Origin of the sequence: Nonomuraea sp. 10N515B (genome assembly GCF_052245915.1) — a bacterium.
Classification (GTDB): Bacteria; Actinomycetota; Actinomycetes; order Streptosporangiales; family Streptosporangiaceae; genus Nonomuraea.
The window spans coordinates 1-11529 of the sequence record NZ_JBQQBQ010000086.1 but is presented as its reverse complement, the minus strand read 5'-3'; the positions used below and the strand labels follow the sequence as shown (position 1 = coordinate 11529).

The 11529-nt window shown below is 63.5% G+C and carries 11 protein-coding genes and 1 pseudogene; 8 read left to right on the top strand and 4 right to left on the bottom strand.

The features are described from left to right. Positions 1-47 precede the first annotated feature (47 nt). Complete coding sequence (locus ACTWQA_RS53180; protein ID WP_443166458.1) at positions 48-1160, bottom strand: hypothetical protein; 1113 nt, start codon at positions 1158-1160, stop codon at positions 48-50. Then, positions 1157-1690, bottom strand: coding sequence for a DUF4365 domain-containing protein (locus ACTWQA_RS53175; protein ID WP_443166457.1), 534 nt, complete (start codon positions 1688-1690; stop codon positions 1157-1159). The genes ACTWQA_RS53180 and ACTWQA_RS53175 overlap by 4 nt, the downstream gene beginning before the upstream one ends. 260 nt (positions 1691-1950) lie before the next feature. Here ACTWQA_RS53175 and ACTWQA_RS53170 point away from each other — a divergent pair, with 260 nt between their 5' ends. The 5 genes from ACTWQA_RS53170 (at position 1951) to ACTWQA_RS53150 (ending at position 7588) form a co-directional block, all read left to right on the top strand. Beyond that, complete coding sequence (locus tag ACTWQA_RS53170; RefSeq protein WP_443166456.1) at positions 1951-2883, top strand: HNH endonuclease; 933 nt, start codon at positions 1951-1953, stop codon at positions 2881-2883. A 403-nt stretch (positions 2884-3286) separates the two neighbouring features. Next, entirely contained in the window at positions 3287-4219 is a 933-nt protein-coding gene (locus ACTWQA_RS53165) for a hypothetical protein (protein WP_443166455.1), read from the top strand. After that, the gene (locus ACTWQA_RS53160) at positions 4209-5162 is read left to right on the top strand and encodes a DUF7662 domain-containing protein (protein ID WP_443166454.1); all 954 of its coding nucleotides are present in this window, start codon (positions 4209-4211) and stop codon (positions 5160-5162) included. Before ACTWQA_RS53165 ends, ACTWQA_RS53160 begins: the two co-directional genes overlap by 11 nt. Continuing rightward, entirely contained in the window at positions 5159-5866 is a 708-nt protein-coding gene (locus ACTWQA_RS53155; protein ID WP_443166453.1) for a hypothetical protein, read from the top strand. The genes ACTWQA_RS53160 and ACTWQA_RS53155 overlap by 4 nt, the downstream gene beginning before the upstream one ends. Positions 5867-6211: 345 nt before the next feature. Next, the gene (locus ACTWQA_RS53150) at positions 6212-7588 is read left to right on the top strand and encodes a hypothetical protein (protein WP_443166452.1); all 1377 of its coding nucleotides are present in this window, start codon (positions 6212-6214) and stop codon (positions 7586-7588) included. 541 nt (positions 7589-8129) lie between these two features. Here ACTWQA_RS53150 and ACTWQA_RS53145 read toward each other — a convergent pair. Next, complete coding sequence (locus tag ACTWQA_RS53145; protein ID WP_443166451.1) at positions 8130-9299, bottom strand: HNH endonuclease; 1170 nt, start codon at positions 9297-9299, stop codon at positions 8130-8132. Between the two features lie 229 nt (positions 9300-9528). Between ACTWQA_RS53145 and ACTWQA_RS53140 the strand changes: the two genes are divergently transcribed. Continuing rightward, positions 9529-10191 (top strand): class I SAM-dependent DNA methyltransferase, encoded by a 663-nt coding sequence (locus ACTWQA_RS53140; protein ID WP_443166450.1) that lies wholly within the window; start codon positions 9529-9531, stop codon positions 10189-10191. Here the strand turns inward: ACTWQA_RS53140 and ACTWQA_RS53135 are convergent. Beyond that, a pseudogene (locus ACTWQA_RS53135) lies at positions 10188-10328 on the bottom strand (helix-turn-helix domain-containing protein); the annotation flags it as partial. The gene ACTWQA_RS53140 and the pseudogene ACTWQA_RS53135 sit on opposite strands and share 4 nt — an antisense overlap. A 96-nt stretch (positions 10329-10424) precedes the next feature. On the opposite strand from ACTWQA_RS53135, the gene ACTWQA_RS53130 reads away from it, so the two are divergent. Both ACTWQA_RS53130 and ACTWQA_RS53125 read left to right on the top strand, forming a co-directional pair. After that, entirely contained in the window at positions 10425-10748 is a 324-nt protein-coding gene (locus ACTWQA_RS53130; protein ID WP_443166449.1) for a hypothetical protein, read from the top strand. Between the two features lie 330 nt (positions 10749-11078). Then, positions 11079-11529 (top strand): ArsR/SmtB family transcription factor (locus tag ACTWQA_RS53125; RefSeq protein ID WP_443166448.1); only part of this gene is annotated, 451 nt, incomplete at its 3' end.

Sequence of the window (11529 nt, the reverse complement as noted above, 5' to 3'; positions counted from 1 at the left end):
AGAGGCATGAGTGGTTCACAGCTAATCCGCGCATAATAGACATAACTTCAAATAATTTCAAATCCGCCAGGGTCTGGGCGTAAGGTCAGCCGCCTCTCATTCGGGTCGAGATGTCCTATAACGCGAATCAGGCGTCCCTGTACTTGGGCGTGAAAGGCGCGCTGATAGTCGTGGGCATTTAAGGCGACCCAAATGGAGCGGCGGACAACATCCGAACCCCCCTGGAAGTCGCCACGGATCTTGACCCTCGGGACCTCGCCCGGCGCATCGTGCAACGTCTCGACCTCTCCAGTCACCGTTACCTGGCCGGTCCTTGCCAGCCGCTCCAGCTCCTTCCCCGCCGCGGCGAGTACGCGCGTCATAAGACTGGTGAAAGCCAGAGGGACGGGACTGAGGTTGATTGGGTCCGCCCATGCCCAGGCAAAGCTGATCGTGAAGGGACGGTTGCCACCAATATCACTGAGCGTGGTGCAGAGGTTAGCGGAGACACCGTCCTCAACGTGATCGCCGAACGCAGCCACGTGTTCACTGTCTTCGGCGGCTAATGCAGCCGCGCTGTGCGCAGCGTGAAGTGCTTTGTGCAGTGTGGTCATTACGTCTCGACCTGCCAGCCCATCGTTCCAGGAGATGGCCATGGAGCGTTGTGGCGGCTGGGAAACGGGGACTCGCGCATCGAAGATGTAGCTGCCCGGGCGGGAGGTACCAAGCCGTACCCGCTGAAGGAAGGTATCCACTTCGCGGGAGCGTTGGCCGGTGTACAAGAGGCGGGGGCCGGATTCGGTGGTCTGCGCGGCAATTCGCAGGAGGTCATGGATGCCTTGAACCGCCCTGAGCGCGGCGGGGAGCGGAATCGTTCCGGAAGGGGCATCTGGTTCGAGTTTGAACGAAGGGGTATCGACTGCAGGCTCGGCGATGTCGAGTAAGACCTCATGCTCAGGCCGATCCTCGAACTTCGCGAGCTTCCGTAATGCCGTGGCCAGGAGTTCTTCGTCATCGACGTATTCGTCACCCGCTTCGCGTTGTGCGGGGATAAGGATCCGCCCGCTTGACTCCAGTTGCCAGACCATGGCTCCCTGCCATGTCCCGGTGTAGCGCCAACCTCGACTAGCCATGTAACCGATCAGAGCGTCGGGATCAATAACTGACTGTGATTCGGTCATGGCGCCTCCACCGCACGGAGCGGTTCGAACAGTTTCACCAGGCTGTCCACACTGAGCAGGTTGCTCTTGGGCACTGCCACCTGCACGTGCTTGGCACTGCTGGGGTTGGGAATCTTCGGTTGGCCAGCGAGGGATACCCAGTATGCGGCGTGTGAGAGGGTCAGCGCAGCAGGGTCGGCCATGGCATACCGGTCTCCCTCGGGCGGGACGATGACAAGAAATAGGAAGCGGGGAATGATCCGCTTGCCAACGAGAAGGTTGAAGCGCTTCTCGTCAAGACGCCCGTACCGCCAGGAGTTGCCGCTCTCTTTGGGGGTGGACCAGGTCTTGACCTGGACCTCCATCCGCGGGAAGTCGTCCTCGATCTCACTGGGCAGACCGATCTGGAGATCGACGCCGGTGCAGTCGGGCACCGGCTTGTAGGCCTGGAGCCCAGCAGCGGAAGCGAGGACTTGGATGAAGCACTCGCCGTACCATCCCTGGTGGTTGTACCTATCGAGGTACGTGTGGCCGTCCAGGGCAGCCTCCATGACTCGGACTGATTGTCATGATCCACACCACACGGTACAAGTCTTTGCCGGTTTCTGAAACTGGGAAGTTGCCTTGCTCACGCACGAATCGAAGGTGTAGCCCACGAACCCGTTGCGGTGCTCCCGGGTTACCTGTCCTTCATCCGCCTGGTATGGCAGGCATCTCAACCCTGATCGGACCGTGAGATATTCCTGGTCCCTGTGAGGGTCGAGTATCGGCCCTCTGGCGAGATTGATCAAAAGAGTGCACAATTGCCTCCGTGAAGGCGTACGTCGGGATAACTGACGAAAGCTGGTACCGGTTCCTCTTCGCGCGCCCGACGCTCACAGAGGTCAACTTCTGGCGTCCCTCCAGCGGTCGCGAATTCCGTGCGCTCGACCATGGCGAACCGTTCTTCTTCAAGACCCACCACCCGCACAACCGCGTGGTGGGTGGAGGCTTCTTCAGCGGCTTCGCGCCTCTTCGTGTCTCGGAGGCATGGGAGTTCTTCGGGGAGGGCAACGGCGCCGCGAGCCTTGTCGAGTTACGCCACCAGGTCGGGCGGTACCGGAGCCAGCCAATGACCCCCGGGGAGGACCCGGTCATCGGATGCGTCATCATCCGCGACGTCTTCTTCTTCCATGAGGACCGCATCGCCGGGCCGCCGCCGGACTTCGCGCCCAATATCGTGCAGGGCAAGAGCTACGACCTGGCCGTCCACCCGGCCGCCGCCTACTTCCATGATCTGCTGAACAGGATCGGAATCGGTGAGGACGTCGACTTGTCCGAGCCATGGCATCGCGACGGGCCCATCTACGGCGACCCTCGGCTGGCCCCGCGCAGGCTCGGCCAGCAGGCCTTCCAGGCCGTGGTCCTGCATGCGTACGAACGCCGATGCGCGATCACTGGCGACCGGATCCGGCCGGTCTTGCAGGCAGCCCACATCCGCCCGGTCGCGGCGGGCGGCGAACATCGCCTGGACAACGGACTACTCGTCCGGTCGGACGTGCACACGCTGTTCGATCGCGGCTACCTGGCGATCGATCCCAAGCACCGACTGCTGGTCAGCCCGAGACTGCGCGATGAGTTCGGGAACGGCGAGGAGTTCTACCGCCGGGCCGGACAGGAAATCAACGTTCCAGAACGATCTCGGGACCGGCCGAACCGCGAGGCTCTCGAGTGGCACCTCGATGAGGTGTTCCTAAGTACGTAGGCCGAACGCACGGTATGTGAACACTCGGAATGGATGAACCCACGGCGGAACGTGGCCCACGAGCCAGAAGCGGTCCTGACTCCGGACTCGTGCGCTGACGTGTCCAACGTAGCCGCACCCTTGAGGACGAGTTCTCCCCTACAAATGCGCGCAGCGCCCGCAAGTTGACCGAGCTGCGATGCGAACGCTTCGGCTTCCACGCACGATAAGAAACTGCAGGTCGAATTATGGCGAAGCCTCCCGGTCAAACACGAGTCGCTGCGTGGCAAGGCCTGCGATCTGTACGGCGGGCAGATCGGCTCACTCCCGTTGAGCCCGAGCGACAGCGGCGCCCAGGAGAGACGTACAGCGGGGCCTTTGTCAGTGGACAGGTTTATGGTCAGAGCGGACATCGGGAGTAGAAATGGATGATCTCCTCGCGGCGTGCAGTAGCCAGCTGAGCACATGGGCGTCTGCATTCGCCCGTGAGCGGCGGCTGCCCGACCAAGCACTGCGGCTCCGGCCGCCGTTGAACGTGGACGAGGCCAACGGGCTGGCCCTGGCTCGTGCCGCTGGCCTAGTGGAGATACAGCCCGATGGAGTGTTCCGGCTCGCAGGCGCCGCACGGAACAAGGGGCCCTACAACCTGTTCTCGCAAGGCCCGGCCCCCTCACTCAACCGCGAATACTTGGTACAGATCGCGGCGTTCGCCGAGCTGGTGATCGAGCACCGCTGGCCAGCGCGGCGGGTGGCGTTCGAGTACGACGCATTGGACCTGGCGACCCTTGACGGCAGCGGACGGCCAGTGGTGGTGGCCGAGGCCAAGCGCGACACCGCGTCGCTGGACCGCATGCTCGCCGAAATGCGTGCGGCAACGGCGCGCCAGGTCGCGGCACCGGCGAACACGACACAGCGGAAGATCGCCGCGCTGTCGAGGCTTGGCGCCAAGGTGTTCTGGGCAGTGGCACCCGGCGTACGACGCGCCTTCAATATCGAGATCGACCAGGACGGTGTGCCGCAACTCATTCCTCGCCAGGCGCCATTGGCAGGGCCACGCACGGACCTGGACTGCCCGGTGTGTGGATCCGAGGAGGACGTGCGAGGTAGCCGACTGCCTGATGGACGCATCCGCCTGGTGTGCACCGCGTGTGACCATCGCTGGTCGCGGACACCCCGAAATCCCTGCCGACGGTGCGGATCTGCGGATGTCGAAATCGGCACCTACCAGGGCTGGGCCTACGACGACCCCGACGCCGCTGCTGACGACACCTCGGCACCGTGGCACTACGTCGAGTGGGACGTCTACCGTTGCCATAGATGCCACCACGTCTGGCAAGCAGGCCGCCGTGCCGACTGAGGGTGGGCGGGCCGACTGGGCCAAGCTCACCGCATTCCTGTCCGCCCAATCCGAAGATGAGGTGACCCTCTCCTGGAGCGAGCTGGGCCGGATCGTCGGTACGATTCCGGCCTCGGCGATCCGCCACCATCCGCAGTGGTGGCACGGCGACCGTTCCCACACCCGTGCTTGGCGTGCCGCCGGCTACGCCCTCGTACGGGTGGAGCCAGGGCGAGCTGTCATCTTTCGCCGCAGCAGCCCGATCCGGCCGTCCAGCGTCACGGCGCCGCGACAATCAGCGACGCCGACGGCGACCACGCCCACCGGCAGCACGCGGATCTTGCAACAGATCATGCCCCGCGACGCGTTACTCGTGATCCCCTGCTCGAAACGCAAACGTGATGGCGGCGAGGCTTGGACCGGACGTGAGCCGCAGTGGCCATCTGCACTTGTCTCTGCCCGCGAACGCAATTGGGAGGCGGCCCGCATGGACGAACGCCACGTGCTCCCCGCCTGGCGCCGCTACTCCGGGGAGTTCTACACGGCCGCCCAGGATGCTCTCACCAGTGCCGTAACCGAAAAGGCGCCGCTCGTCATCCTCAGTGGCGGCTATGGCCTGCTCCGCGCCGATGAGCCGATCGGCACGTACAACAAGATCATGCATTTGGCGGATTGGCCGCCGGGCCTGTTGGAAGAGCTCTTGATCGCGGAGGCCCACCACGCTGGCGTGCCGACCGTCGTGGCCTTTGCTGCGGCCAGCACCGACTATGCGCGGCTGCTACGACGCGTGCCCCTGCAGCGCGCCAGCCTTACCGGACTCCTGGTCACCGTCACCGGCATGGCCCAGGGCGGGATCGCCATGCGAGAAACGCCACGTCGGCTCGGCGAGGCTTTCGCCTGCTTTTGGATGCGGAGTCCCGCCCAGCACTATCCAGCGAGCATCACCGTGGAGCACCTGACATGAACCACGTCGCAGCACAACACCAACAAGACACCGACCGGTTCTACTCCCTCCTTGACGCGCTCGCTGAGCAGATCGGTGGGGCACGCCGCCTCTTCAACTGTTCTGCGGCCAGCGGCTGGCCACAGCGCGGCGTGTATTTCTTCTTCGAAGACGGCGAGACCCGCACCGACGGAGATCGGCCCCGCGTCGTGCGGGTGGGCTCCCACGCGCTGACCGCGACCTCACACACCACCCTGTGGACCAGACTCGCTCAACACCGTGGCCCCATCGACGGAACCAATCCACGCGGCGGTAACCAACGCGGCTCAATATTCCGCCGCCATGCCGGCACCGCGCTCCACGCCACCGGCCACTGGCCCTCCGAGATAGCGCAATCCTGGCCAAAGAACCACGTGACCTCCAGCAACGACAAGCCGAACGCCCCCTCGAACTCGCGGTCACCGCCCAGATCGCCGCCATACCACTGCTCTGGCTCGACGTACCGGACCGAGACCCAACGCAGCACCATCGAAGCAAACGCCATCGCGCTTCTATCTCAGCGCACCGGAGCGGTCGATCCACCCTCCCCTGGCTGGCTCGGCCTGCACGCCGCCAACCCCAAAGTACGCAGCTCCGGACTATGGAACAGCAACCACGTCGACGACCGCTACGACCCATCCTTCCTCGACGACATTGCCCTCTGCATGAAAACACATCCGAGGTGATCGTCCCTGGCGGGATGACCGCAGGCGGGATGACAGCGGTCTTAGTTCTGATCTCATTCGGCACCCCGCGTCAGCATCGCCATTTCCGCTTACCTTTCTCCATTGCTTACACAAGAGCATGCCGGGCACTTCATATCACGATTCGGCAACCCTCTGTGATTGTCTACATACCGGCCCCATCTCCTGGCTGAGGATCCGTCTATGGGACTTCGTGATGTTTGTCTCGTCCTTGCATGCATGGCAATCAGTCCTCGGCCAAGGCGGCGCCCGCCTGCCAAGAATCCTTATGCAGTGTCATGGGGACCATGGTCGTCTACGGCTCCAGGCGAGCCTTATCAGCACACCGTGCGGGTGGAGGTCGAAGCCGAGCAATCGGAGATCTTCGCGGCCGTATGCGAAAATCAGGGCTGGCGAGCTCGTCACAGCGATGACGACAGTCGCTCACAGGTCGACATACCCGTGCACGGTGCGCGCCTGGCACTCGTGATAACCGCCAAGCTAAAGATCTGGCGCGCATGTCAAAGAGAAGGGCTCGACGTCCGCCTCCCGTTAGCCTGGAAACTGCCGGGAATCGGCCCACACTTCGATGCTCGCTATCGGATCATTGATACCGATAGCAGACGATCCCTGAACGCTCAGATGCTTGCTCCCAGCCTTGAGCATGCCCGTCTATTGCTTGAGGCACGCCAACCAGACTTGAGCGACCGAAAGATCCATGTCAAAAGACTCCACGGGGAGCCGTCTGACGAACTCCTTAGCAGACGTGAACAGCTTGCTCGCTCACAAAGGCCGCCCAGGGGGGGTTGGGCTGCATTCGGGGTAATTTTCTCCCTGATCCTGGCTCTGGCGATCGCAGGCTTTAGCGCAGCATTATGGCCCCTCTCATTTCCTTGGGCCTGCGCCGCGTTGGCGGGGCTCGTAGGCACAACGTTGCTGGCGAAGCACTATCTCGGAGCAACACCCGCAATTCTTTTTATTCTCTTCCTCACTTTTATGGCCTTCATAATGCGACTCGGGCCGAATCTTGAATGGCAGGACGCTCCGCTCTGGCTTGGCGGCGCAATCGCTCTTGCCTTCACCGTTCCAGGCGTCTTCCACTATCTCACCCACACCCCCCAGCTCAGGAAGAACGCATCTTGGCTGCTGCCGGCGCTAGTACCGCTCCTGTTGCCGCTACCACTTGTATTCGGTGACTTCGCTTATGCAACCTATCTAAACTCCTTCGGTCTCAAAGCTAGCACGGTTTCCCTACCATGGTGGCAGACTGCATGGCCCGCGCTCGGCCCACTGGGGATCGCCATCCTGGCGATCACGTTTATCGTCGCTTGTTTTGGATGGTTCTATCGCCTCTTTGCGCTTCCCCCAATCATGGCACCCCTATGGATCGCTACTACAGTGATCGCCATTCTGATCATTTATTTGCTTTGGGCTGCCTCTTCTCTCGTGACTGAGGCTCACGCCGCCGGACAAAGATCGGTGGCTGAGCTGACTAGGGCGGGCCGCACGACTTCGTTCTACGGCGTAAATCCCACCGCCATGTGCGTCACACCAACCACCGACGTACCGGCGACGATCGGTGCACCTCTGCCTACAAACCGGCCGATCATCTTCTTCGGGGAAGCGGGCGATCGGGCCGCCCTATGGGACCGCCTAAACGGATCACTGACCGTGAAGCGTGACGATGTTAGGCTTACCTACGCCCGGAGCTGGGAGCGCTGCTGATTAGTTAGGTGGTTGTCAGGCTCTTGCCGTGACGATCGCCGGCTTCGGTGCTCGCCGCTTGAGGTCGCGGCGATCGGCTGCCGCGGCCCTCCTGCGTCGGGCCTTGCCACCGATTACCGTGCTGATGACGACGGCGGTGTGGGGGCAGAGGCTCACGGCATGCAGCATCAATCGGGAATGCTCTTGCTTGTGCTGTGCCATCTCTTCGACCAGCCAGCAGGAACGCCACGGACAACGGCACAGTGGTGAGCCGACACGTAAGTACCCGAGCTCGGAGCGCGGGAGATACTCGTCACGGCGTTGGGTCACTTGGCCTCGCTGGGATCAGTGTTCGGGTGGGGTGTCTTGCCACGGGATCCAGCAGTTGCTCTCACGATCGAGGGCCTGGGACATGCGCGGGATGATCTCGCCTGATCCAGGTGCTACGTAGGCCGTTTTCGCAGCTCAAGATGCCTGAGCGCGCAGAGGAACCTCTGCTCTCCTAAGGAGGGAGTCAGAGTACCGCCCCTGGGCAGAACTTCTTGGACCTGCGGGCCAGTGATCAGGGAGCGTCAGTGTGCGGCACGTCCGAAGTCCGCGCGGCTTGGCGGGCTACCTGACGGTGGTAAGCGACGTGTGCGATTTCGATTGTGTGCTGCGGAGCGAGGCGGAGACTGCCGCTGATCTGGTCGGCGACTTCGTCGTAAACAAGCAGATCGTCCGTGAGGGTGAGGCCGCCCCGGTCGAAGAGGACGTGATCGTTCGGGCAAAGACACAGGATGTTGCCGGGCTCGTCGGGGCCGTTGTGCGGCGTGCCGACCGGGCGGATGTGGGCGCCTTCGGCGTACGGCCCGTTCGGGAGCCGAAGCTGTAGACCGCAGATTTGGCAGTGGTATCCGTGTAAGTCCTTGATCTGCTGCGCAAGGGCAGAATCACGGATCACCCGCATCGTGGTGGACGGTCGGCGCTGCGGGATCGAGGTGCCCTCGTTCAAGGGCACCTCAGCGTCCGAAACGGTCGACAGCCCCACTGCGGTGAGCAGCGCGTCGTGGTCGACGCCCTGGAAGTACTTCCCCAGGAGGAGCAGCACGATCTGCGCGCGTACGTCCGCCTGCTTGGTCACGATGGTGTGGACCCATGGTCGCAAGCCGCCCGTCGGTGCGTGGTCGCGCATCCATCGCTGGGCAGAGCTCGTGCTGGCCTGTGGGACGTCGGACTCGTCCAGTTCCCAAAGACCGTCGTGGAACAGCCTGAGCACAGGGAACTCGGGATTCGGCCGGTCGTCGGCATGGCCGAACTTCTCGATGAGCGAGGAGATCTCAGCACTTGTCCGCGCCCAGGTCTCCAGGCGCGGCTCGGTCTGTGCGGCTCGGCCTAACGCCCATAACAGCGTCAGCGGTTGATGCCGGCGGGGTTGGTCGGTCAGCTTGGACCTGTCGGTGCGGAGCGAATCGATCTTCTGGAGCAAGGTCTCGATAGTGTGCTCGCCGAGTGCCAGGCCGGGGGCGGAGACTTCGAATCCCAGGCGGATGAGCTGGCGTGCCACGGTCTCCCTACCGCCGGAGAACTCCTCAGGCAGGAGCGGTCGCCCGGTGACTCCGCGGTGGGCGACTCCCGCGATGGCCTTCGAGTCGTAGCGACGACCCTCATGAACGAGGAAGTATCCGCGGGCCGGCCCGTACCCGTACGTCTCCAGGAACGCATCCCGGCCTATCCGGTCGTACTCCGCCATGGCGGCGAGGATCATTTCACGACGAAGATCGGAGAGTCCCACAGCGCAAGCTTATAGTCCGATTTATCGCGACACGGGCTTGCTCAAGCCCCTGGTCGCCATGGCGATCGCATGCCGAAAAGCCTGCAGTCCCAGTATCAGGTTCAGGGTTCGGTGAGCCCAAGGCCGCGCCCAGGTGGACCAGCCCACGCCAGCTGAATGACTGCTGCCGGGGCTATCGTCCTTGGCCATGACTGAGTCCACCTACCTGCATGCCACCCAAGTGGCCTACGACACCGTCGCTGCCGACTACGCCGAGCTCCTCCGCGACGAGCTGGTAAGCAAGCCGCTCGATCGCGCCATGCTGGCCGCGTTCGCCGAAGTCGTACAGGCATCGGGTGCCAAGGAAGTCGCGGACCTCGGCTGCGGCCCCGGCCGCATAACTGCCCACCTGCAGTCTCTCGGGGTGAACGCCTTCGGCATCGACCTGTCGCCGGAGATGGTCGCAGTCGCCCGCCGAGACCATCCGGATCTGCGATTCGAAGAGGGATCGATGACCGCCTTGAACCTGGCGGACGAGGCTGTTGGCGGCGCCGTCGCCTGGTACTCGACCGTCCACACCCCGCCAGAGGTGTTGCCGACGGTATTCACCGAGATTCATCGGGTGCTGACCCCGGGCGGTCATCTGCTGATTGCGTTCAAGGTCGGTGATGAACGTCGCCACGCGAGCCATGGCTATGGCCACAAGCTGTCGCTCGATATCTACTGGATGCCCCCTGAGCACATCGCCGAACTCCTGAGCAATGCCGGGCTTGTCCTGGACGCTCAGCTGATCCGCGAGCCTGACGAGAGCGAGAAGCCCCGGTCGGGCCGGCAAGCCTTCTTCCTGGCCCACAAGCCCTACGAGTCCTAGCCCACCGCGACTTGGCGGCGGTACCGGCCGGGCGCCACGCCGAACTTCCGCTTGAAGGCGTTGCCGAAGGCGAGCTCCGACCCGTACCCCACCCGCTCGGCCATCTCCGCCACCGACGCGTCGGACTCGCGCTGCATAGGAAGCGGACGTCGTACCAGAGGGCTGGACCAAGCCTCCCGACTGGGACGCCCGACCATCCATGGATGCTGACCTCGGCTGGAAGGGACCCGTCGATGACTGACGCCCCGAATCCTCGTTTCTACGATGTCACCGCCAGGTTCGCCCCGGAGAACGACTCCTACGATTTCAAGGCCACCGGCCCGAAACGGCGGGCCGCGGTGTACGACCGCAACGGGCGGTTGCTCGGACATGTATGGACCGACGATCGTCAGGCCGCGGGGTTCACCCGCATCGAAGATCCCGAGCCGGACATGGCTTATGTGAGAGGACGCATGCAGGAGATTCTCGCCGAGGCCTACAAGGCAGGAGTTCCCGCCAGTGAGCTGCTAGACCCCGCCCTGTACGCACCGGACTTCGAGTTGCGCGTTGCGTCCTGAGGCGAATTCCCTCTGTGCCAAGTTCCCGGCCAACTGCGGGGCGGCGTCTCGGAGCCTCAACCCGCTGGGCAACCTCTCCAGCGGCAGAAGCCCTCCGGCCAGCAGCGCTACGGACAGGTAGTAGTCAGTTCCGTCGTGGCACCCACCCAGGCATCGCCCGCTCGAGCACCGCCGCCACCCGGCCGTCCAGGACGACCCCGCACCATCGAGAAGCTACGCCACGCTCGGGTGAAGATCGCCTTTCACGGCTTACCAAGAACTCTAAGCCGAACGTGGCGTCAGGATACCTGGATTGACTTATATAAGTGGTAACCGGTACTCTTGCTGTTCGTGCACGCGTTCGACATCCTCAGCGACCCTCGACGCCGGCGCATTCTGGAGCTGCTCGCCGACGGTGAGCAGACCTCTGGCGCGATCACGGACGTGATCCGGGCCGAGTTCGGACTCTCCCAGCCGGGTGTCTCACAGCATCTGCGCGTGTTGCGTGACAGCGGGTTCGCGTCGGTGCGGGCTGAGGGCGCTCGCCGGTTCTACGTCGTCGAGCCCGCGCCGCTGAGCGAGGTTGACGCGTGGCTGGACCGGTTTCGCCGGTTCTGGGAACAACGCCTCGACGCCCTGGAAACCGAGCTGGCCCGGGGTAGGCGTGCAGCTCGGACCGAGGTGTGTCAGAGAAAATGCACCAGATCGGGTCTTAAATACCCATCAGTCGCGGGAGGGGTTATAGGGGATCCTGGCGTAGTTCTCGCCGGGCTGCAACCCGGGCCTCGTGCGCGTCCTTCAG